Annotated in this window: 24 protein-coding genes and 1 tRNA gene; 15 read left to right on the forward strand and 10 right to left on the reverse strand. The window is 70.0% G+C overall.

The features are described 5' to 3' along the window. The first annotated feature begins 16 nt into the window (after nt 1-16). The 4 genes from murI to rdgB are packed head-to-tail and all read left to right on the forward strand — an operon-like array spanning nt 17 to nt 2,954. Entirely contained in the window at nt 17-820 is an 804-nt protein-coding gene (gene murI, locus KV100_RS00280) for a glutamate racemase (RefSeq protein WP_220340924.1), read from the forward strand. Continuing rightward, nucleotides 817-1,578: an MBL fold metallo-hydrolase gene (locus KV100_RS00285; protein WP_220340925.1), complete on the forward strand. Its 762-nt coding sequence runs from the start codon at nt 817-819 to the stop codon at nt 1,576-1,578. The genes murI and KV100_RS00285 overlap by 4 nt, the downstream gene beginning before the upstream one ends. Nucleotides 1,579-1,596: 18 nt before the next feature. After that, a complete protein-coding gene (rph, locus tag KV100_RS00290) occupies nt 1,597-2,334 on the forward strand; it encodes a ribonuclease PH (protein ID WP_220340926.1) in 738 nt (245 codons plus the stop codon). Continuing rightward, nucleotides 2,331-2,954 (forward strand): RdgB/HAM1 family non-canonical purine NTP pyrophosphatase, encoded by a 624-nt coding sequence (gene rdgB / locus KV100_RS00295; RefSeq protein ID WP_220340927.1) that lies wholly within the window; start codon nt 2,331-2,333, stop codon nt 2,952-2,954. Before rph ends, rdgB begins: the two co-directional genes overlap by 4 nt. 45 nt (nt 2,955-2,999) lie before the next feature. Here the strand turns inward: rdgB and KV100_RS00300 are convergent, their stop codons facing one another. The 5 genes from KV100_RS00300 to KV100_RS00320 form a co-directional block, all read right to left on the reverse strand. Further along, nucleotides 3,000-3,959 (reverse strand): ABC transporter permease, encoded by a 960-nt coding sequence (locus KV100_RS00300; protein ID WP_220340928.1) that lies wholly within the window; start codon nt 3,957-3,959, stop codon nt 3,000-3,002. Beyond that, nucleotides 3,956-4,900: an ABC transporter permease gene (locus KV100_RS00305; protein WP_220340929.1), complete on the reverse strand. Its 945-nt coding sequence runs from the start codon at nt 4,898-4,900 to the stop codon at nt 3,956-3,958. Before KV100_RS00305 ends, KV100_RS00300 begins: the two co-directional genes overlap by 4 nt. Continuing rightward, nucleotides 4,900-6,039, reverse strand: coding sequence for an ABC transporter ATP-binding protein (locus tag KV100_RS00310; protein WP_220340930.1), 1,140 nt, complete (start codon nt 6,037-6,039; stop codon nt 4,900-4,902). The genes KV100_RS00305 and KV100_RS00310 overlap by 1 nt, the downstream gene beginning before the upstream one ends. Next, a complete protein-coding gene (locus KV100_RS00315; protein ID WP_220340931.1) occupies nt 6,036-7,067 on the reverse strand; it encodes an ABC transporter ATP-binding protein in 1,032 nt (343 codons plus the stop codon). The genes KV100_RS00310 and KV100_RS00315 overlap by 4 nt, the downstream gene beginning before the upstream one ends. Nucleotides 7,068-7,152: 85 nt before the next feature. Beyond that, nucleotides 7,153-8,946 carry an ABC transporter substrate-binding protein gene (locus KV100_RS00320; protein WP_220340932.1) on the reverse strand — a complete coding sequence of 598 codons (1,794 nt, stop codon included), beginning with the start codon at nt 8,944-8,946 and terminating at the stop codon, nt 7,153-7,155. 251 nt (nt 8,947-9,197) lie between these two features. Here KV100_RS00320 and KV100_RS00325 point away from each other — a divergent pair, with 251 nt between their 5' ends. From KV100_RS00325 to KV100_RS00335, 3 genes are read left to right on the forward strand one after another with little or no spacing between them, the layout of a single operon-like run. Next, complete coding sequence (locus tag KV100_RS00325; protein ID WP_220340933.1) at nt 9,198-9,884, forward strand: response regulator transcription factor; 687 nt, start codon at nt 9,198-9,200, stop codon at nt 9,882-9,884. 9 nt (nt 9,885-9,893) lie between these two features. Then, nucleotides 9,894-11,294: a sensor histidine kinase KdpD gene (locus tag KV100_RS00330; RefSeq protein ID WP_220340934.1), complete on the forward strand. Its 1,401-nt coding sequence runs from the start codon at nt 9,894-9,896 to the stop codon at nt 11,292-11,294. Next, a complete protein-coding gene (locus tag KV100_RS00335) occupies nt 11,291-11,848 on the forward strand; it encodes a GerMN domain-containing protein (protein WP_220340935.1) in 558 nt (185 codons plus the stop codon). The genes KV100_RS00330 and KV100_RS00335 overlap by 4 nt, the downstream gene beginning before the upstream one ends. Nucleotides 11,849-11,867: 19 nt before the next feature. Here KV100_RS00335 and KV100_RS00340 read toward each other — a convergent pair whose 3' ends face one another. After that, nucleotides 11,868-12,332, reverse strand: coding sequence for a tRNA (cytidine(34)-2'-O)-methyltransferase (locus KV100_RS00340; protein WP_220340936.1), 465 nt, complete (start codon nt 12,330-12,332; stop codon nt 11,868-11,870). Between the two features lie 53 nt (nt 12,333-12,385). On the opposite strand from KV100_RS00340, the gene KV100_RS00345 reads away from it, so the two are divergent. Next, nucleotides 12,386-13,246: a helix-turn-helix domain-containing protein gene (locus KV100_RS00345; protein WP_220340937.1), complete on the forward strand. Its 861-nt coding sequence runs from the start codon at nt 12,386-12,388 to the stop codon at nt 13,244-13,246. Nucleotides 13,247-13,251: 5 nt separating this feature from the next. Further along, a complete protein-coding gene (locus KV100_RS00350) occupies nt 13,252-13,692 on the forward strand; it encodes a VOC family protein (protein WP_220340938.1) in 441 nt (146 codons plus the stop codon). 32 nt (nt 13,693-13,724) lie between these two features. Here KV100_RS00350 and KV100_RS00355 read toward each other — a convergent pair. Then, a tRNA-Leu gene (locus KV100_RS00355) sits at nt 13,725-13,806 on the reverse strand. Nucleotides 13,807-13,844: 38 nt separating this feature from the next. Beyond that, nucleotides 13,845-14,315, reverse strand: a complete 471-nt coding sequence (gene bcp / locus KV100_RS00360) for a thioredoxin-dependent thiol peroxidase (RefSeq protein ID WP_220340939.1) — start codon at nt 14,313-14,315, stop codon at nt 13,845-13,847. A gap of 64 nt (nt 14,316-14,379) precedes the next feature. Here bcp and KV100_RS00365 point away from each other — a divergent pair, with 64 nt between their 5' ends. The 3 genes from KV100_RS00365 to KV100_RS00375 all read left to right on the forward strand — a co-directional run bounded on the left by KV100_RS00365 (nt 14,380) and on the right by KV100_RS00375 (nt 16,123). After that, a complete protein-coding gene (locus KV100_RS00365; RefSeq protein ID WP_308291313.1) occupies nt 14,380-14,664 on the forward strand; it encodes a DUF3618 domain-containing protein in 285 nt (94 codons plus the stop codon). Then, nucleotides 14,665-14,985 carry a co-chaperone GroES gene (locus tag KV100_RS00370; protein WP_220340941.1) on the forward strand — a complete coding sequence of 107 codons (321 nt, stop codon included), beginning with the start codon at nt 14,665-14,667 and terminating at the stop codon, nt 14,983-14,985. It begins immediately after the preceding gene. A gap of 112 nt (nt 14,986-15,097) precedes the next feature. Further along, the gene (locus KV100_RS00375; RefSeq protein ID WP_220340942.1) at nt 15,098-16,123 is read left to right on the forward strand and encodes an aromatic acid exporter family protein; all 1,026 of its coding nucleotides are present in this window, start codon (nt 15,098-15,100) and stop codon (nt 16,121-16,123) included. Here the strand turns inward: KV100_RS00375 and KV100_RS00380 are convergent, their stop codons facing one another. Then, nucleotides 16,124-17,125 carry an L-lactate dehydrogenase gene (locus KV100_RS00380; protein WP_220340943.1) on the reverse strand — a complete coding sequence of 334 codons (1,002 nt, stop codon included), beginning with the start codon at nt 17,123-17,125 and terminating at the stop codon, nt 16,124-16,126. Nucleotides 17,126-17,220: 95 nt separating this feature from the next. Here KV100_RS00380 and KV100_RS00385 point away from each other — a divergent pair, with 95 nt between their 5' ends. Continuing rightward, a complete protein-coding gene (locus tag KV100_RS00385) occupies nt 17,221-17,439 on the forward strand; it encodes a hypothetical protein (RefSeq protein ID WP_220340944.1) in 219 nt (72 codons plus the stop codon). 44 nt (nt 17,440-17,483) lie between these two features. On the opposite strand, the gene KV100_RS00390 is transcribed toward KV100_RS00385, so the two are convergent. Next, the gene (locus KV100_RS00390) at nt 17,484-18,341 is read right to left on the reverse strand and encodes a phosphotransferase family protein (RefSeq protein ID WP_220340945.1); all 858 of its coding nucleotides are present in this window, start codon (nt 18,339-18,341) and stop codon (nt 17,484-17,486) included. 187 nt (nt 18,342-18,528) lie between these two features. Between KV100_RS00390 and KV100_RS00395 the strand changes: the two genes are divergently transcribed. Together KV100_RS00395 and KV100_RS00400 are read left to right on the forward strand one after the other, a co-directional pair. Further along, nucleotides 18,529-19,074, forward strand: coding sequence for a YtxH domain-containing protein (locus KV100_RS00395; protein WP_220340946.1), 546 nt, complete (start codon nt 18,529-18,531; stop codon nt 19,072-19,074). Next, nucleotides 19,071-20,150 carry a YihY/virulence factor BrkB family protein gene (locus KV100_RS00400; protein WP_220340947.1) on the forward strand — a complete coding sequence of 360 codons (1,080 nt, stop codon included), beginning with the start codon at nt 19,071-19,073 and terminating at the stop codon, nt 20,148-20,150. Before KV100_RS00395 ends, KV100_RS00400 begins: the two co-directional genes overlap by 4 nt. Nucleotides 20,151-20,157 lie beyond the last annotated feature (7 nt).

The following is a 20,157-nucleotide window of genomic DNA, read 5'->3' on the forward strand; positions in this document are numbered from 1 at the left end:
CACTAGGCTCGCTCGGGTGAACGACGCGCCCATCGGCATCTTCGACTCCGGCTTCGGCGGTCTGACCGTCGCCCGAGCCGTCATCGATCAGCTGCCGAACGAGGCGGTCCTCTATCTCGGCGACACCGCCCGTCAGCCGTACGGGCCACAACCCATCGGCGACGTCCGCGAGTACGCGCTGGAGTGCCTCGACCACCTGGTCGACCGAGGCGTGAAGGCGCTCGTGATCGCCTGCAACTCCGCCAGCGCAGCGGTGCTCCGCGACGCGCGAGAGCGGTACGACGTGCCGGTGGTCGAGGTCATCGTGCCGGCGACCCGACGGGCCGTCGCCGCCACCCGCAACCACCGCGTCGGTGTCATCTGCACCCAGGCAACCAAGACATCGATGGCCTACGAGGACGCGTTCGCCGCGAACCCGTCGGTCCAGCTGACCGTCCGCGCCTGCCCCCGCTTCGTCGAGTTCGTCGAGGCCGGGGTGACCGCAGGTCCCGAGCTCCTGGAGGTGGCGCGGGACTACCTCGCGCCGCTGCAGGAGAGCGGGATCGACACGCTCGTGCTCGGCTGCACCCACTACCCGCTGCTCACGGGCGTGATCGCCTACGTGATGGGCGAGGAGGTGACGCTCGTCTCCAGCGCGGACGAGACCGCCAAGGACGTCTACGCGCTGCTCGTGCGCCACGGCCTCGAGCGGACGGTGACCACGCCGCCCGAGCACCACTTCCTGACCACGGGGCAGCCTGAGGAGTTCCGCACCCTCGGGCGCCGGTTTCTCGGTCCCGAGATCGACCACGTCGACCAGTTCTCGTGGGTGGGCGTATGAGGCTGACCGTCGTCGGCTGCGCGGGGTCGTACCCGGGCCCGGACTCCCCGGCCAGCTGCTATCTGCTGGAGGCGGCGCACCAGGGGCGCACCTACCGGCTCGTCATCGACCTCGGCAACGGTGCGCTGGGCGTGCTCCAGCAGTACGTCGCCCTCTCCGACATCGACGCGATCGCGATCTCACACCTCCACCCCGACCACTACATGGACATCTGCGGGATGTACGTCTACCGCAAGTACGTCCCCGGCGGTCCGCTCCCACGGATCCCGCTCTGGGGTCCGTCGGGCAGCGCCGACCGGTTCGCGGAGGCGTACGGACTCCCGATCGACCCCGGGATGACCGACGAGCTCGCGGTCCAGACGTGGGTCGAGGGCGAGCCGGTGACCCTCGGACCGTTCACGGTGACGCCGCGACTGGTCGACCATCCCGTGCAGTCGTACGCGTTGCGGATCGAGGCCGACGGCAGCGTCCTCACCTACTCCGGGGACACCGGGCCGACCTCGGCCCTCGTCGAGGCGGCGGACCGGGCGGACGTCTTCCTGTGCGAGGCGTCGTTCACCGACGACCCGGACAATCCGCCCCACCTCCACCTCACCGGCACCGATGCCGGGGCCGCGGCCACCGAGGCCCACGTCGGGCGGCTGCTGCTGACCCACGTCCCGACCTGGACCGATCACGAGCTCGTCGCGTCGGAGGCCAAGGCCGCCTTCGCCGGACCGAGCGAGCTCGTCGAGGCGGGCGGGGTCTACGAGGTCTAGGCCGTTAGGCTCGTCGGCATGCCCACCACCCGAGCGGACGGCCGCCCGAACGACGAGCTGCGTCCCGTCACCATCACCCGCAACTGGCTCGACCACGCCGAGGGATCGGTCCTGGTCGAGTTCGGCCGCACGCGCGTCCTCTGTGCGGCCAGCGTCACCCAGGGCGTCCCGCGCTGGCGGCGAGACTCGGGGCTCGGCTGGGTGACCGCCGAGTACGCGATGCTGCCGCGCGCCACGCACACGCGTTCCGACCGCGAGTCGGTGAAGGGGCGGATCGGCGGACGTACGCACGAGATCTCGCGCCTGATCGGCCGGTCGCTGCGTGCGGTGATCGATGACAAGGCCTTGGGCGAGAACACGATCGTCATCGACTGTGACGTGCTCCAGGCCGACGGAGGCACCCGGACCGCCGCCATCACGGGCGCGTACGTCGCGCTGGCCGACGCCGTCTCCTACCTCCGCGAGCGGGGTGCCCTGCTGTCGGAGCCGCTGACCGACTCGGTCGCCGCCGTCTCGGTCGGCATCATCGACGGCACCCCGATGCTCGATCTGCCCTATGACGAGGACGTCCGCGCCGAGACCGACATGAACGTCGTGATGACGGGCTCCGGGTCGTTCGTCGAGGTGCAGGGCACCGCCGAGGGTGCGCCGTTCGACCGGGCGGAGCTCGACGCGCTGCTCGCGCTCGCGGAGAAGGGGTGTGCCGACCTCACGGCGATCCAGGCCTCGGCGCTCCAGGACGGGCCCTCCGCATGAGTGCGCGACGAGTCGTCCTGGCCAGCCACAACCCCGGCAAGCTGGTCGAGCTGCGTCGCATCCTCGAGCCCGACGTGCCGGGGATCGAGGTCCTCGGTCTCGACGACATCGGCGACTTCGACGAGCCCGTCGAGGACCAGCCGACGTTCGAGGGCAATGCGCTGCTGAAGGCGCGCGCCGCCGCGAAGACCACCGGACTCCCGTCGCTGGCCGACGACTCCGGGTTGTGCGTGGACGCGCTCAACGGGATGCCCGGCGTCCTGTCGGCGCGGTGGAGTGGCAAGCCGCAGGGTGACAAGCGGTCCGCCGACACGCGCAACAACGCGCTGCTGCTCGACCAGCTGGCCGACGTGCCCGACGAGCGGCGTGGTGCCGAGTTCCGGTGCGCGATGGCGCTGGTGCTGCCGAGCGGGGCCGAGGTCGTCGAGCTGGGCGTGATGCGGGGTCGGATCCAGTGGGAGCCGACGGGTGACGGCGGGTTCGGCTACGACCCGCTGTTCGCCGCGGACGGCTACGACGTGTCGACCGCAGAGCTCACGCCCGCCGACAAGGACGCGATCAGCCACCGGGGCAAGGCCCTGCGGGCGATGGTCCCGCACCTCGTGGCCCTGCTCGCCTGAGCCCGTACGCACCGGCGCCTCCGAACCGGCACGGCGGCCACCCGCTCAGTTGAGGCGTACCCGAGGATCGAGGACCGCGTAGGCGATGTCGACGACGATGCTCGCGATCACCACCGCGGCTGAGGTCACCAGCACCACGCCGATGATCACCGGCAGGTCCTGGTTGTTGATCGCGTCCACGCTCGTCTTGCCCAGACCCGGCAGACCGAACACGGTCTCGGTGACGACGAGACCACCCACGACTGTGCCCAGGTCGATCCCGAGCTGGGTCACGACCGGGGTCAGTGCGCTCCGCAGACCGTGCCGCAGGACGACGCGGCGCTCGGTGATGCCCTTCGAGCGGGCGGTCCGGATGTAGTCCTCGCCGAGCGCGTCCAGCATCGCGCCTCGTGTCAGCCGGGTGTAGATCGCCGCGGACAGCATCGCCAGCGCGATCCACGGCAGCACCAGGTGCCGCGCCCACTCCCCGACCCCCGCCGACAACGGCGCGTAGCCCGCCGCGGGGAACCAGTCCAGTCCTGCGAGGGTGAACCGGTAGTAGAAGACCGTGAGCAGGAGCAGGCCGAGCAGGAACGACGGCATCGAGTAGAAGAACAGGGCGAAGAACGTCAGCCCGCGGTCCACGGCGGAGCCCGGGCGCACGGCCGAGACAACGCCGTTCGTCACTCCGAGGAGCGTCCAGATGACGGCGGCGCCCAGCGCGAGCGAGATCGACACCGGCGCGGCCGCAGCCAGCATCGAGGTGACCGACTGGCCGTGGTAGTAGTCGTAGCCGAGGTTCCCGTGCAGGGCGTTCCACAGGAAGTCCCCGTACTGCTCGAGCAGCGGACGGTCCAGCCCGAGACGGTGTGAGATGAGGGCGACCGTCTCAGGGGTCGCCTGCTTCCCGGCGAGCGTCTCAGCGACGTTGTTGGGCGCGATGAAGAACATCCCGAACACCAGCAGCGTGATCAGCCACATCACCACGGCGCCGAGCAGGGTGCGTCGCACCACGAACCGGATCATGACGGTCTCCCTGGTCTCATCGAGAGCGTCGGTCGGGCGCGGGGGTCGAAGGCATCACGGACACCGTCGCCGAACAGGTTGAACGCGAGCGTCGTGACCAGCAGCGCGAGGCCGGGGAAGAGGATGTACCACCACGCTGTCGTGTAGTAGTTCTGGGCCGTGGCGATCATCCCGCCCCAGTCGGCCGTCGGCGGGGGAATGCCGAGGCCGAGGAACGACAGCGTCGCCTGGGTGACGATGACGACGGGGATGAGCAGCGAGGTGTAGACGATCACCGGCGCGAGCACGTTCGGCAGGATGTCGATCACCATGATCCGCCAGCTCGACGCGCCGAGGGATCGTGCTGCTTCGACGAACTCCCGCTCGCGCACCGACAGCACCTGCCCCCGGACGATCCGCGCGACCGACGCCCAGCTGAACAACCCGATCACGAGGATCGAGATGCCGAGGCTCGGTCCCGTGATCGACACCAGCGAGATCGCGAACAGCAGGAACGGGAACGAGAGCACGACGTCGACGAAACGGGCGAGGATCGTGTCGATGACGCCACCGAAGAATCCGGCAGCCAGACCGACGACGACCCCCACCAGCACGGCGAGCGCGGTCGCGGCCACGCCGACCAGCAGCGAGACGCGGGCACCGTAGGCGATCCGGACCAGCAGGTCGCGCCCAAGGTCGTCGGTGCCGAGCCAGAACGTGCTGTTCGGACCGCGCGGCAACCCGTCCGGAGTGAGTCCAGCGCTGTGGTATTGCGTGTTCGGCGGATGACCGGTGACCGCCGCGACGACCGGGGCGAAGACCGCCATCAGGAGGATTGCGGCGATCACCGTCAACGAGAGCATCGCCACGCGGTCACGTCGGAGCCGATGCCACGACAGCGCCCATGGGCTGCGGCCCTTGATCTCACCGGCAGCAGCGGTCTCGGTGGCCTCCGGGCTCATCACGCACCTCCAGGATCGGTGACCCGCTCGGCGACGATCTCGCTGTCCTGGGCATCCAGGTCCGGCACCTGCCCCACCAGCTCCTCGCCGACGCGCAGCGGGTGGAGGCACGCGGCACGGTGCTCGGGTGGGTCGTCGAGCACCGGGACGAGGTCAGGGTCGACGGACACACAGTCGTGTCGTGCCTTCGGGCAGCGTGGGTGGAAACGGCAGCCGGACGGTGGCGCGACCGGCGACGGGAGGTCTCCGACCAGGACGATCCGCTCCCGAGCCTCGGCCTCCTGCGGATCGGCCACGGGGAGTGCGGAGAGCAACGCCTTCGAGTAGGGGTGCCGAGTCACCTCGAACAGCTCGTCGGCCGGGGCGGTCTCGACGATCCTCCCCAGATACATCACCGCGATCCGGTCGCTGATGTGCCGGACGACCGACAGGTCGTGGGTGATGAAGAGGTAGGTGAGGTGGAGGTCCTCCTGGAGGTCGATCAGCAGGTTGAGCATCTGAGCCTGGATCGACACGTCGAGCGCCGAGACCGGCTCGTCACAGATCAGGAGCCTCGGGCGCAGCGCGAGCGCGCGGGCAAGGCCGATGCGCTGGCGCTGACCTCCGGAGAAGTCGGCCGGAAACCTGTTGTAGTGCTCGGGGTTGAGGCCGACGAGCTCCATCAGGTCCTGGACCCGATGTGCGCGCTCCTTGGCCGACATCGACCGGCCGTCGGTGTCGCCGTGGATCGCCAGCGGGTCTCCGATGATGGAGCCGACTCGTCGCCTCGGGTTCAGCGAGCCGTACGGGTCCTGGAAGACCATCTGGATCTCCCGCCGCACAGGTCGGAGGCGGCGCCGGCTCGACGCCGTGATGTCGGTGCCGTCGAAGCTGATCGAACCTGACGTGACGTCGTAGAGCCGGGCGAGGCAGCGCGCGAGCGTCGACTTCCCGCAGCCGGTCTCGCCGACGAGCCCGAGGGTCTCCCCACGCCGGATCTCCAGGGAGACCCCGCTCACCGCGTGCACGACCTCGCGGCTGCGCCGCCACGGGCTTGAGGCGCCGACCGGGAACTCCTTCACGACGTCGGAGGCGACCAGGAGCGGTGCAGCGAGGTCATGCTCGCGCCTGCCCGAGGCGTCGACGGCAGCGGTGCTCATGCGGGTTGCTCGTGTGGTGAGGTGACGCGCGCCTCGCGTGAGGCGACACGCTCGTCGCGCGAGGCGATGTCGCTCGGCAGCCAGCAGGCCGACTCGTGGTCGGAGCGCCCGAAGACCGGTGCCAGCCACGGCGTCTGCGTGCAGCGGTCGAAGGCGTAGGCACATCGCGGTCGGAACGGGCAGCCCTCCGGCGGCGTGATCAGACTCGGCGGTGAGCCGGGGATCGGGGTCAGCCGCCCCCGGCCCGGTGCTCGCGAGGGGAGCGAGGCGAGCAGGCCCTCGGTGTAGGGGTGGTGGAACCGGTAGAAGAGCTCGTGGCGGTCGGCCCGCTCCATCACCTGGCCGGCATACATCACCACGATCTCGTCGGCTACTTCCGCAACCACCCCGAGGTCGTGGGTGATCAGGATGATGGCGGTGCCGAGCTCACGCTGCACGTCCTGCAGCACGGTGAGGATCTGCGCCTGCACGGTGACGTCGAGCGCCGTCGTCGGTTCGTCGGCGATCAGCAGCGCGGGGTCCAGGGCGATCGACATCGCGATCATCGCGCGCTGGCGCATGCCGCCCGAGAACTGGTGGGGGTAGTCGTCGACCCGCAGATCGGCCTGCGGGATGCCGACGAGTGCGAGAAGCTCGACGGCACGACGTCGGGCGGCTCGACGGGAGATGCCGCGGTCGTGCGCGCGGATCATCTCGACGATCTGCCAGCCGACCGTGTAGTACGGGTGGAGGCTTGTCAGCGGATCTTGGAAGATCATCCCGATCCTCGCCCCGCGCACTGCCTCGAGCTGCTTCGTCGTCGCGGTGAGCAGGTCCTCGCCGTCGAACACGGCGGACCCCGAGATCTGCGCTCCTCGGGTGAGGCCGGTGACGGTCTGGGTCGCAACGCTCTTGCCGGAGCCGGACTCGCCGACGACGGCGAGCGTTCGACCGGCCTCCACGGCGAACGAGACGCCGCGTACGGCGTGCACGACGCCGTCAGGAGTCGGGAAGCCTACGTGCAGGTCAGTGACCTCGAGCAGCGTCATCGGTGGCTCCTTCCAGGCAGAGGGGACGAGGCGGGGAGCGAGGTGGCGACCGCGCAGATCCGCGTGGCCGCCACCTCGCCCGAGATCACCCGCCCTGCTTGCCCTTCTCCAGCCAGACGTTGGCCGGGTCGAGGCTCTGCAGGACGGGGATGTAGACGCCGTGGTGCACCTGCGACGCCTTGTAGGTCGGCCACAGCGCATTCGTGATCGGATAGATCGGCGCGTCCTTCATCGTCTGCTTGTCCGCGGCCGCCCACAGCTTCTTCGCGTCCTCGTCGGTCGCCGCCTTCGAGGCCTCGTCGATGAGCACGTTGGTCGTCGGGTTGTCGTAGAACCCGAAGTTGCTGCCGACCGGCGGGAACGACGACTTGCCCGAGAACAGCGGCTTGAAGAAGGACAGAGCCGCGTTCCCGTACCAGTCCGAGCCCCAGCTGGACATCGCGATGTCCCACTCGCCGCGCTTGGCCACGGCAGGCACCTGGAGGTACTTCGTGTAGAAGTCGGCCTGCTGCGCCTGGAGCCCTTTCACGGTGATGCCGACCTCCTTCAGGTCGCCTTGGAGCGTCTGGAACACCTTGCTCTGACCTTCGCTCTTGTTGCGGTAGAGCACCGTCAGGGTCAGGCCGTTCGGGTAGCCCGCCTGCGCCAGCAGCTGCTTCGCCTTCGTGACGTCGTGGGGATACAGGTCGAACTCCTCCGACCCGAGCAGCGTCGACGGCAGGACGTGGGTCAGCGGCGGATTGACCTTCTCGCCGCCGAGCACCTGCACGAGGTGGCTGCGGTCGATCGCGTGCGACAAGGCCTGCCGCACCGCGACCTTGCTCAGTGCACGGGCGTTGTTCGGCGAGACCGTGTTGAAGATGACGTACGGGCCTGAGCTGCTGGTGACACCCAGGGTGAGGTTGGGGTCCTTGGCCGACACCAGCTTCGGGAGCTGCGCCGGCGGCACGGCGATGTCGAACTGCATGTCCGCGCTCGGCGTGCCCGTCTGCAGCTGCTGGAGGATCGAGTTCTGGTTGCCGCTCTCGCTGACGACGACCTTGTCGACGTACGCCTTGCGGACGGGGTCGCTCGAAGCCACCCAGGCAGGGTTTCGCGAGAGCGTGATCTCCTTCGTCGGCTGGTACGAGTCGATCTTGTACGGCCCGTCGGAGATCGTGTGCTGACCGAGCTCAGCGCTCGCGGGGGTGTACTCGAGGAACTCCTTCGGCGCGGGTGACATCGCCGTGAGGGTGAGGATGCCGGTGAAGTACGGCGCGGGATGGGCCAGCGTGAACACGACCGTCTTCTCGTCCTTGGCCGTCACACCGGCCACGTCGTTGCCGTCGATGTAGCTCGCTATCGCCTGCGGAGTGGGGTCGACCTTCTCGAACCCGCTGCAGAACTCCGCCAGCCCGACGATCAGGTCGACGTAGTTCGGCAGACCACCGAAGGGCTGGGCCGGGTTGCAGGTGCGCTTGACGCCCCGGACAACGTCGTCGGCGGTGACGGTGCGCTTCGGTGAGGTGTTCCACGCGGCGTCGGGCTGGATGCGGATCGTGTAGGTCTTGCCGTCCTCGCTGATCCCGCCGTTGTCGGTGGTCGGCATCTCGGTCGCGAGGTCCGGGACCTCCTCGGTCGTGCCGCCTTCGACCGCAGGATAGGTGAACAGCTGCCGGCTCCAGAGGCGGAGAACGGTGTAGCCCGCCGAGTAGTAGCTGATGTTGGGGTCCATGTAGTCGACGTCACCGACGCCGAGCATGTTGAGCGTGCCCCCCTTGACGGGCTCGCCCTCGTCGCCCGGCCCTGAGCCGGAGCCCTCTCCGCTGCCGCACGCGGTGACCACCAGTGCCGCCGCGACCGCTCCCGCCCCGGCGGCGAGCCATCGTCTCGTTCGCACCATCGTTCCTCCTGGTCCGTGCCCGCGGATCACGGGCTCCCTGCGCCGGAGCCCGGAAGGGCCTGGCACGACGCGACGCTAGGCTCCCGGCCAGTGGGCGGCCAGGCTCCGAGTCGGACCGACACGGGACTGCCATGGAGCTGTCACGGCGGTTGTCATCTCGTGACGCCTCCGTGGCAGGCCGATGACGAACGTCGGCGTGTCGTCCTCGCTGACTCCCGTCCGAGCAGCTGCCGGGCCATAGTGAACGCATGACGCGCAGCGTGCTGCTGGTGGAGGACGACCCGCGGGTACGTCGCTCGCTGCGCCTGGCGCTCGAGGACGAGGGATATGCCGTCGTGGAGGCGTCGACGGGCGCCAGTGCGCTGGACATGCTGCGAGAGCGCGGACCGGACGTCGTGCTGCTCGATCTGATGCTCCCCGACACCGATGGGTTCTCGGTCTGCCGCGAGCTCCGGCGGGAGAGTGCCGTCCCGGTGATCATGGTGACCGCCCGTACCGACTCCCACGACGTCGTGGCAGGGCTGGAGGCGGGCGCCGACGACTACGTGACAAAGCCGCTGGTGGCCAAAGAGCTGTCGGCGAGGATTCGCGCGCTGCTGCGTCGGGCCACCGCGGGGCCCTCGGCCGCGCCACGCGACGACCTCACACTGGGCGACCTGCGCATCGATCTCGGTGATGCGGTCGTGGTGCGTGACGGCGTCGAGCTGCCCCTGACACGAACCGAGTTCAAGCTGCTCGCCGAGCTCGTCCTCGCCGAGGGCAGGGTGTGCAGCCGCGAGCACCTCCTGGACAAGGTCTGGGGGTACGGCTACTTCGGCGACAGCCGCATCGTCGACGTGCACGTGCGGCGGCTCCGGATGAAGGTCGAGCACGACCCTGCGTCCCCCTGCCACCTGCTGACCGTGCGCGGGCTGGGCTACCGGTTGGCCGGCTGAGGATCCACCGTGGCCACGACCCGACGCCCGTCCGACCCCAGGAGGTGGAGGATGCGGCTCGGGGTCCGCGGACGTGTGACGCTGCTCTTCGGCCTGCTGGCGCTGGCGCTGTCACTGCTGCTCGCCGTGCTCAGCTGGTCGCTGGTCACGCACTTCCTGGTGGCACAGCGCGAGTCCAGCGCGGCTGCGGAGACGGCGGTCGACGCGGGACTGCTCCAGCGCGAGATCGACGCCCGGCCCGTCGACGTGTCTGGCGCTCTCGACACCGTGGGGTCGGGCGCCTCGGCGGCGGTTCTGCGCTACGACGACGCCTGGTACGCGACCTCACTCGACCCGACCCCGTCCGACCTGCCGGCCGCGCTGGTGGAACGGGTCGAGGCCGGGACGGCGAGCACCCAGCGGATCGAGATCGACGGGCGGCCGCTGCTCGCCGTGGGGATGCCGTTGCAACCGAGCGGCAACGCCTACTTCGCGGTCTACGACCTGACAGAGCTGAACCGAACCTTCCGGGTGCTGTCCGCGAGCCTGGCCGGTGCCGCGCTGCTCACGGTCGTCTGCGGTCTGGTCCTCGGCCGGTCGGCGAGCCGCCGGGCGCTCCGCCCGCTGACCGAGCTGAACGACGTCGCCTCCGCCGTCGCCTCCGGCAGGCTGACCGCACGGATGGACACCGGCGGCGACCCCGACCTCGCGCCGCTCGCCCGGTCGTTCAACGCGACCGTCGAGTCGCTGCAGCGGCGGGTTCGTGCGGACGCACGCTTCGCAGGCGACGTCAGCCACGAGCTGCGCACCCCGTTGACCACGATGCTGAACTCCGTGCAGGTGCTCCAGAACCGGCGCGCGAGGCTGCCTGAGGAGGTGCGCGAGCCGCTCGACCTGCTCGCGGAGGACCTCGAGCGGTTCCGGCGGATGGTGGTGGACCTGCTGGAGATCTCCCGCGCAGAGGACGAGTCCAGCGCCACGTCGGAGGCGGTGGCGATCGGTGAGCTTGTCGAGCGTGCCGCGGACGAGGCCGCCAAGCGTCCCGTCACGATGGTCGAGCCGGAGGCAGCGGACGTCATCATGCTGGCCGACAAGCGCCGGCTCGAGCGGGTGATCGCGAACCTGGTGGAGAACGCCGAGCGTCACGGCGGTGGCTGCACCGGAGTGACGGTCCGGCTGGGGTGTGACGGCTCGACGGTCGAGATCGCCGTCGATGACGCCGGTCCCGGTGTCCCCATCGACCGGCGGGAGCGGATCTTCGAGCGGTTCAACCGCGGTGATGAGGCAGAGGACTCCGGCGTCGGTCTCGGGTTGGCGATCGTCGCGCGCCACGTCGGACAGCACCACGGGCGGGTGGCAGCCGAGGACTCGCCGGTCGGCGGGGCACGATTCCTCGTCACGTTCCCGGTCGGTCGAGGGAGGGGCCGGTGAGCCGGGCTGCGCGGCTGGGGGCCGCGGCCGTGCTGGCTCTGAGCCTCGGCGCGTGCGCGATCGGTGCGGAGCCCGCACCTCGCGACGCCGCAGTCACCGCTCCGCGCCTGCCCGCGTACGGACCGACAGTCGGCCGGGAGCGTGCGATGGACGTCGAGGTGTGCCTGCTGGAACGCGGCCGGCTCCGCCGCGTGGGGCGGACTGCCGCGGCAGGTGGGGTGGCGAGCGCGCTGCGCTCGCTCGCCCGGGGGCCGACGGGCGGCGAGCGTCGCGCGGGGCTGACGACCGACGTGCCGCAGAGCGCAGAGGAGAGCCAGGTGACGGTGGCGTCCAGCGTCGCTCAGGTCGAGGTCCCGACCGGCTTCGCCCGCCTCACCGCGGAGCAGCAGATCCGGGCGATGGCCCAGATCGTGTGCTCGGTGACGAGCGGCGGCGTGATCCGCAGCGTACGGCTGGTCTCCGACGGCAAGGCCGTATTCGCACCCGTCGGGAGCGGTGCGCTCGTGGACCGGTCGGTCGGGCTCGGTGACTACCCGGCCTTCACACCGCGGTGAGCGTCGCCGTATCGGGGACTCAGGTGCCGCCGGCGTACCCCTGCTGGCGCCAGGCCTCGTAGACGACGATCGCGGTCGAGTTCGCGAGGTTGAGCGAGCGGCGGGCCGGCAGCATCGGGATGCGGAGCCGATCGGTGATGCGACGGTCGGCGAGCACGTGGTCGGGGAGACCGGTCGGTTCCGGACCGAACAGGAAGACGTCGCCGGGCTCGTAGGCGATGTCGGCGTAGGACGTGGTCGCCCGCGTCGTGAACGCGAACACGCGTGCGGGGTCGAGCGCCTTCCACGCCGCCTCGAGGTCACCGTGGACCGAGACGTCGGCGAGGTCGTGGTAGTCGAGCCCGGCCCGACGGAGCTGGGCGTCGGACAGGTCGAATCCGAGCGGCTCCACCAGGTGGAGCTGAGCCCCGGTGGCGGCCGAGAGCCTGATCGCGTTGCCCGTGTTGGGCGGGATGCGGGGTTCGTAGTAGAGGATCCGGAACATCGTCCGAGGCTATCGCTGATGACGACGGGCCCGGATCGGCGGATACTCGGGACGTGACCTCGACGGACTTCGTACGCGCGGACCCGCGTGGTCCGTACGCGGGCGCCGTCGCCTCGCTCGTCGGATACCGTCAGCGCGACATCGAGCAGCGCCTGCACCGCGGCCTCCCCTCGCCGTACCTCACCTTCGTCGTCTCGCTCGACAACCCGGTGGTCGTCGGGGAGCGTGAGGACGACCCGGAGCCGGTGTCCGCGTACGGCATGCTCGGCCCGCTCGCCGCGCGGCCCGCCTTCATCGACCAGCCCTCCGCGCAGGAGGGGGTGCAGCTGGCGATCCACCCGTTCGCCTCCCGATGGCTTTTCGGGGTCCCGGCGAGCCGGCTCACCGGTCTGGCCCTGGACGTCCGCGACGTCCTCGGCGCACCGGCCGACGCCCTGCGCGCACGGATCGGCGACACCGACGACTGGGGACAGCGGTTCGCAGCGGTCAGCGGCCTGCTCGCCGAGCGTGCGCGTACGGCGTCCGGCGCGGCGGCGGCGCGACCCCGCCCGGAGGTCGTGGAGGGCTGGCGCTGGATCGTCGCCCGCGGGGGCAACGGTCGCATCGACGACCTCGCAGCCCATGTCGCCCTGAGCCCACGGCGTCTGCGGACGGTGTTCGTCGACGAGCTCGGCTTCGGCCCCAAGGTCCTGAGCAGGCTCGTGCGCTTCGAGCGGGCGGTCGCGATGGTGCGGGACCAGACGGTCGCGCCGGAGACGGGGTCCTTGAGCGACGTCGCCGCGCGGGCGGGCTACGCCGACCACGCCCATCTCGTGCACGAGTTCCGGACGCTGTCGGGGACCACTCCGACGGGCTGGGTCGAGGAGGAGCGCCGAAACCTCCAAGCGGGAGGGCACCGCAACGGAGCATCGTGAGGTCCATGAGCACTGTTGAGAACCAGAACCAGAACCAGGACCAGAACCGCACGGCCGAGCCGCCGGCCCCCACCGTGTGGCCCGCGCTCGCCGCCCGCGACGCACTGGCGATGATCGACTTCCTCGAGCGCGCCTTCGGCTTCCGGCCCGTCGTCGTGATGGCGGAGGACGGGTTCGTGCAGCACGCCGAGCTCGCGTGGCCGGAGGGCGGCGGGATCATGATGGGCTCGGAGAAGCACGAAGGGAACTGGCAGCAGAAGCCCGGGACCTTCGGGGCGTACGTGGTGTGCTCCGACCCCGACGCCCTCTACGACCGGGCCAAGGCGGCAGGAGCGACGATCACGATGGAGCCGACGACGACCGACTACGGGAGCCGCGACTTCATCGCCGAGGACCCCGAGGGCAACTCGTGGTCGTTCGGCACGTATCGCGGGGAGCCGCACTGAGCACGAGACGACAGGCAGACGGCCGTCTCGGGTGCCGGTGACAGGACTCGAACCTGCACGTCTTGCGACACAGGAACCTAAATCCTGCGTGTCTACCAGTTCCACCACACCGGCCCGCCGGACAGTCTAGGCGGCGACCACCGCCGTACGGCTCAGGCCAGGTCGAGCTGACGGATCAGGCGCTCGACGTGACCGGTCGCCTTGATGTTGTACTGCGCGACCTCGATCTTGCCCTCCTCGTCCACGACGAACGTGGAGCGGATGACGCCCTCGATGACCTTCCCGTACAGCTTCTTCTCGCCGAAGGCGCCCCAGGCGCGGAGCACGCTGCGGTCGGGGTCGGACAGGAGCGTGATGTCGAGACCCTCCTTCTCGCGGAAGGAGGCCAGCTTGTCGGTGTTGTCCGGAGAGATGGCCAGCACGGTGTATCCCGACGCGTCGAACGTCTCACGCTCGGCGGTGAAGTCGCACGCCTCGCGGGTGCACCCCGGCGTCATCGCGGCGGGATAGAAGTAGACGATGACCTTCCCGCCGCGCAGGTCGGAGAGCGTGACCTCCTTGCCGTGGTCGTCGAGGAGCGTGAAGTCGGGCGCCTGATCACCTGGCTGCAGTCGCGTGGTCATGGTCCTATCCTTGCGTATCGGTACGGTGGTCACGACAGGTGACCGCGCCGAGCGAGGAGACAACGTGACGAACGATTTCAGGCCGGATGTCCCGACGACCATCACGGGCACACCTGACCAGCTCGTCACCCAGATCGACGAGGTTCGCAACCGTCTTGCCGCCAACGTCGACCAGCTCGTCTACCGTGCGAGCCCCAAGACGGTGGCACGACGCGGCCTCGCCGACGTCAAGGCCAGGTTCGTCACCCCTTCGGGCGAGCCGCGGATGGAGACCATCGTCCCGGTGGTGGGTGGCCTCGTCGCCTTCATCGGTCTCGTCGTCGTGATCCGCAAGATCGTGAGCGACTGAATGACCGACGGGCTTCCGATCCGGATGCTCCACGACCGCCTCCTGGTGTCGGTCGACCCGGACGACGGTGACCGCCGCTCGTCCGGCGGCATCGTGATCCCGGCCACCGCGCAGCTGGGCCGCCGGCTGTCGTGGGCCCGGGTCGAGGCCGTCGGCAGCACCGTCCGGACCGTCCAGGTCGGCGACCGGGTGCTCTTCGACCCCGACGAGCGGGCCGAGGTCGAGGTGCGCGGCAGGGACTACATCCTCCTGCGTGAGCGCGATCTGCACGCGGTCGCGGCCGAGCGGATCGACCACGACCAGACCGGGCTCTACCTGTAGGCCCCTGATGGTCAGCGGACAGGGTTTCCTGGATCGCATCAGCGGTGACGATGCGCGGGGTGTCCCGATGCCGGTGTCGTTGCACACCCGGGCGCAATGGGTGCGCGCGCAGATGACCAGCATCGTCCAGATCTCGGTCGGTGCGGCGCTGGCCTGGGTGATCGCGCACGACCTGGTCGGCCACCAGCAGCCGTTCTTCGCCCCCGTCGCCGCGATCCTCGTGATCTTCGCGGGCACCGGCGGGCGGCGGCGGATCACCGTCGAGCTCTTCATCGGCGTCTCGGTCGGCGTCCTCATCGGAGAGAGTCTCATCTCGGTGATCGGCCGCGGGTGGTGGCAGCTCGGCGTCATCGTCGCGCTGGCCGGGACCGCCGCGACGTTCCTCGGTCTGCGCGGTCTCGCCCGGAACCAGGCCGCGACCTCGGCCAGCCTGCTTGCCGCCATCGTCCCCGTGATGCCCGGCAACCCCGCCGTCGCGCGCTTCGTCGACGCCGTGATCGGCGGCCTCGTCGGGCTCGCCATGGCGCTGCTCATCCCCGGCAACCCGGTCCGACGTGTCAACCGTGGCATGCAGCCGGTGCTGACGACGCTCGGTCAGGCGCTGCGTCGCATCGAGCTGGCCCTGCGCCTGGAGGACGCCGGTCCCGCGTGGACGGCGCTGCAGCAGGTCCGCGGCCTGCAGCCGGCGATCGAGAGCCTCACGACGACCGTCTCCAACGCCGATGAGATCGCCCGCTACTCGCCGTTGCGGTGGCGACAGCGCGGCCACGTCGAGCGGTACGTGGTCGCGGTCCGCGACGTCGACAACGCGATCCGCGACACGCGCGTCCTCGCACGGCGGGTGCACACCATGCTGCGCCGTGGCGAGCACTCCTTCACCGGCATGCCCGAGGCCGTCCGGCTGCTGCGGGAGGCGGTCGAGGTCTTCGCCGACGACATCGCGGAGAAGGACGCGTACGACGAGGCGCGTCGCCAGCTCATCGAGGCGGCCAGGATGGCGACCAAGGCGCTGCCCGAGGCCGCCACGATCAACGACGCCGCGGTCGTCGCGCAGGTCCGCTCGATCGCCTCGGACCTCCTCTATGCCACCGGATGGACGGTGGCCCAGGTCGACCGAGCCTTGGCGACCGGGCGCTGATCAGAACACCGGTGACGCGAGGCCGAGACTGTCGATCTGCGAGCGCAGGGTCGCTGCGGAAGAGCGGAGTCCTGCCAGGTCGGTCTCGTCGAGGGGCAGCTCCGCCGGGCCTGCGACGCCGCTTGCGCTGACGACGCAGGGGGCGGAGAGACAGACGTCGTCGATGCCGTACTGCCCGGTGAAGAGGGTGGAGACCGGAAGGAACCGGTGCTCGTCGCGCAGCACGGCCGACATGATGTCTGCGGCAGCGAGACCGATGGCGAAGTTGGTCGCCCCCTTGCCTTCGATCACCTTGTACGCGGAGCGGGCGACGGTCTCGCGGATCGCGGCGTACTCGGAGGGGTCGAGCGAATGGCCCTCGAGGTCGTACTCGGCGATCGGGACGCCGCCGATGTTGGCCGACGACCACAAGACGATCTCGGAGTCGCCGTGCTCACCGGCGACGGCAGCGTGGACGCTCCGCGGAGACACGGCGAGGCGCCGCGACAGCAGGTAGCGCAGCCGTGCGGTGTCGAGGACGGTGCCGGACCCGAAGACCCGACCGGGCGGGAGGTCGAGGAAGCCGATCGCCGCGTAGGTCAGCACGTCACAGGGGTTGGTGACCAGCACGTAGACCGCGTCGGGCGCGACCTCGCGCACGGCGCCGAGGACGTCGCGCGTGATGCCGACGTTGACCCCTGCGAGGTCGAGCCGGGTCTGCCCGGGCTTCTGCCGGGCTCCTGCGGTCATCACCACCAGGTCTGCGCCGGCGCACGCGGCTGGGTCGTCGCTCCCGACGATGGTCGTCGGCGACGCGAACGCGGCACCGTCGTTGAGGTCGTGCGCCTGCGCCTCGACGAGCGTGGACGCGATGTCGTACAGCACGATCTCTCCGGCCAGCCCCCGCAGCAGCGCGGCGTACGCGACGGTGCTGCCCACCGAGCCCGCGCCGCACACCGCGATCTTGGCGCCCCTCCTGGACGTGCGCGGGCCGGCGGGAGGCCCGGGTCGTTCGTCGGCCATCGGCCCTCCTCGTACGGCTGCTGGAGCATGTCGTCGCCGCCCCGAGTTTCTCACTGAGAGGGTGCGACCGCGCGATCGGTACTACTCTCTCGGGCATGGCGATGGTGGTGACGTTCGGTGGACCGTTGGAGTACGCCAACCAGGTGTGGAGCGACGTCGAGCCCGACCAGGACGGCTACGTGCTGATCCTCGGTGGCGCGGCCGCGGGCCAGGAGGCGTGGTACGTCGTGGATCCGGAGGCGGAGCTGATCCCGACCGACCAGGGTGACGCGATGCCCGCGGAGTACGCGGGGGAGCGGAAGCCGGAGAGCTAGCTGTAGCTAGACGTCGTCGCCCGTACGCGGGCGTCCTCCGCGGCTCAGGTCCCCACGATGGCGTCCTGGAGCTGGAGCACACGATCTCGCTGCCGAGCGTGCAGCTCCGGGTCGTCGATCTCCTCCCTCGCCACGACCGTGAGCAGCGCTGCGGTGTCGAGCTCGTAGACGTCCAGGAGCGCCCGATCGGCCGGTGACCACTCTGTGCGTCCATAGCCGGCAAGGAACTCCTCGTCGAGGTAGCCGTAGCCGCGGATGCGGCCGAGTTCCAGAAGAGGGTCACCGACGACGCAGTTGGCGGCGTCGATGATCGCGACGATCCTGGTGCCCTGCACGCAGATATTGGCGCTCCGCAGATCCATGTGCAGCAAGCTCGTGGCCGCCGACGCCCGCCCCTCGAGCAAACCGGAGACGCCGGCGATGTCGGCGACGTCGAGCCCGTCGCAGTATGGCGCCGCAGCGCGAAGACGCTGCTCGAGTCGGCGCCAAAAAGTGTCTGCCCACGCCGCCGGAGGACTCAGCAGATCGCTCGTCGGCTGGATGTCGTGGATCAGCCGCGTCATCCGGCCGAGCTCACGCAGCGGGACCTCAGCAGACGTGTCGTCGTGGACCCGCTGCTGGAGCATCCACGAGGGACCATCGGCCGGTGCCGCGCGATGTACGGCCAGGACTTCCGGCACGGGCACGCCGCCCACAGCCATCAGCCTCAGCGCTTCGCCCTCGACCTCGAGGACGGCGCCGACGTCGACGACCCCCTCGTAGGAGGTCTCCAGCAACTCGTGCCGCGGCGAACGGAGGACTCCAAGCTCTCGACCGTCGACGATCAACAGGTCTGCCCAGAAGTCGACGCCAGACGTCCAGGGCTGCACCTCGACCTCTCGGTCACCGAAGCCGCGGCTCACGCTTCTTTTTAGTTGCGCGACGCGTTGTTCCTCACACGGCGGCATAGTCTGCCCGTTCTCGTGGCTCATCGTGGGGTGCGAAGGCCCCCGGATCCGACGGCGTGGCGAACAACTGGTCTCGCGATCTGTTGATCGTCCCAGGATCGGGTACCAATGGTGGACCGGTACTCGACGAAAGGAAACTCCCATGAAGGGAAAGCTGGCACTCCTCGGCGGCATGGCCGTCGGCTATGTCCTGGGCACGCGTGACGGTCGCGAGCGCTTCGAGCAGATCAAGGGCAAGGCGCAGAGCCTCTGGAACGACCCCACGGTGCAGCAGAAGGTGAGCGATGCCCAGGGCTTCGCCGCCGAGAAGGCACCCGAGGTCCAGGAGAAGGTCGTGCAGACGGCCAAGGACACCGTCGGCAAGGTGACGAACCGTGGTGAGGGTGGCGACCACGCCGCGCCGACCTCGGGCAGCAGCAGCACGGGCAGCAGCACCGGCAGCAGCACGTCCTCCGGCAGCGGCCTCGGCAGCTCCACCGGTGGCACGTCGACCAGCACCCCCGGCAGCCACGCCGGCAGCGGCTCCACCGGCAGCGGCTCCACCGGCAGCAGCTCCACCGGCAGCAGCTCCACCGGCAGCAGCTCCACCGGCAGCAGCTCGACCGGCAGCCGCTCGGCCGGCGGCAGCAGCAGCGCCGCCACCTCCGGCTCGCCCGCCTCGAGCCGCCCGTCGGGCCAGGCTGGATGACCGACGCCCGCCCCGGGCGTGCCCCGCACCCGGACGACCCCGCCAAGCCAGACTCTCCCACCGACATCACGAAGCCGTCGTGGGGGTACGTGGCGCGCAAGGCCGTACGCGAGTTCTCCGAGGACGAGTGCCTCGACCTCGCTGCTGCCCTGACGTACTACTCCGTGCTTGCGCTGTTCCCGATGATGATCGCGCTCCTCTCCCTGGTCGGCCTGTTCGGCCAGGGCCGCGAGACCGTGGACACGCTCCTCGGCGTCCTCCGTGACGTCGGTGCCAACTCCGCGGCCGACACGGTGGAGCCGACGCTGGTGCAGCTGAGCGAGGGTCGCGGTGCGGGACTGGCGTTCGTGGTCGGCCTGGCCGTGGCGCTGTGGTCGGCCTCGGGCTACGTCGGCGCGTTCGGGCGGGCGATGAACCGGGTCTACGAGATCGACGAGGGTCGTCCGATCTGGAAGCTCCGGCCGGTCATGCTGCTGGTCACGCTGATCACCGTGGTTCTGTGTGCCCTCGTGGCTCTGGCGCTGGTCCTCACCGGGCCGGCTGCTCAGGCCGTCGGGGACGCGATCGGGCTCGGTGAGACGGCGGTGACCGTCTGGAACATCGCCAAGTGGCCGGTGATGCTGATCGCCGTCATGTTCGTCGTGGCGATCCTGTACTACGCCACACCGAACGTCCGGCAGCCGAAGTTCCGGTGGCTGAGCGTCGGTGCGGTCGTCGCGATCCTGACCTGGATCGTGGCTTCGGCCGCGTTCGGGTTCTACGTCGCGAACTTCTCGAACTACAACCGCACGTACGGCTCGCTGGCCGGCGTGGTCGTGTTCTTGCTGTGGCTCTGGATCACGAACCTCGCGCTGCTGTTCGGCGCGGAGCTCGACGCCGAGCTCGAACGCGGGCGTCAGCTCCAGGGCGGGATCCCCGCCGAGGAGAAGATCCAGCTGCCACCGCGCGACACGAAGAAGAGCGACAAGGCGGCCGCGAAGCACGACAAGGACGTCGAGCGCGGGCGGCGCCTGCGCCAGAGCAGGGGTCAGACGACGAGTCAGGACGAGCCGGAGCAGGACTCGGGCTCTCGCTGAGAGTCTC

The sequence above is a fragment of the Mumia sp. zg.B21 genome (genome assembly GCF_019550855.1).
Classification (GTDB): Bacteria; Actinomycetota; Actinomycetes; order Propionibacteriales; family Nocardioidaceae; genus Mumia.

Coding starts and splice junctions, on each gene's coding strand:
- rdgB (WP_220340927.1), top strand. CDS start 2,331: ATGAGTGCGCGACGAGTCGTCCTGGCCAGCCACAACCCCGGCAAGCTG.
- KV100_RS00350 (WP_220340938.1), top strand. CDS start 13,252: ATGAGCACTGTTGAGAACCAGAACCAGAACCAGGACCAGAACCGCACG.
- KV100_RS00370 (WP_220340941.1), top strand. CDS start 14,665: ATGACCGACGGGCTTCCGATCCGGATGCTCCACGACCGCCTCCTGGTG.
- KV100_RS00375 (WP_220340942.1), top strand. CDS start 15,098: ATGACCAGCATCGTCCAGATCTCGGTCGGTGCGGCGCTGGCCTGGGTG.
- KV100_RS00385 (WP_220340944.1), top strand. CDS start 17,221: ATGGCGATGGTGGTGACGTTCGGTGGACCGTTGGAGTACGCCAACCAG.
- KV100_RS00300 (WP_220340928.1), bottom strand. CDS start 3,959: ATGATCCGGTTCGTGGTGCGACGCACCCTGCTCGGCGCCGTGGTGATG.
- KV100_RS00285 (WP_220340925.1), top strand. CDS start 817: ATGAGGCTGACCGTCGTCGGCTGCGCGGGGTCGTACCCGGGCCCGGAC.
- rph (WP_220340926.1), top strand. CDS start 1,597: ATGCCCACCACCCGAGCGGACGGCCGCCCGAACGACGAGCTGCGTCCC.
- KV100_RS00310 (WP_220340930.1), bottom strand. CDS start 6,039: ATGAGCACCGCTGCCGTCGACGCCTCGGGCAGGCGCGAGCATGACCTC.
- KV100_RS00400 (WP_220340947.1), top strand. CDS start 19,071: ATGACCGACGCCCGCCCCGGGCGTGCCCCGCACCCGGACGACCCCGCC.
- KV100_RS00395 (WP_220340946.1), top strand. CDS start 18,529: ATGAAGGGAAAGCTGGCACTCCTCGGCGGCATGGCCGTCGGCTATGTC.
- KV100_RS00340 (WP_220340936.1), bottom strand. CDS start 12,332: ATGTTCCGGATCCTCTACTACGAACCCCGCATCCCGCCCAACACGGGC.
- bcp (WP_220340939.1), bottom strand. CDS start 14,315: ATGACCACGCGACTGCAGCCAGGTGATCAGGCGCCCGACTTCACGCTC.
- KV100_RS00305 (WP_220340929.1), bottom strand. CDS start 4,900: ATGAGCCCGGAGGCCACCGAGACCGCTGCTGCCGGTGAGATCAAGGGC.
- KV100_RS00325 (WP_220340933.1), top strand. CDS start 9,198: ATGACGCGCAGCGTGCTGCTGGTGGAGGACGACCCGCGGGTACGTCGC.
- KV100_RS00315 (WP_220340931.1), bottom strand. CDS start 7,067: ATGACGCTGCTCGAGGTCACTGACCTGCACGTAGGCTTCCCGACTCCT.
- KV100_RS00380 (WP_220340943.1), bottom strand. CDS start 17,125: ATGGCCGACGAACGACCCGGGCCTCCCGCCGGCCCGCGCACGTCCAGG.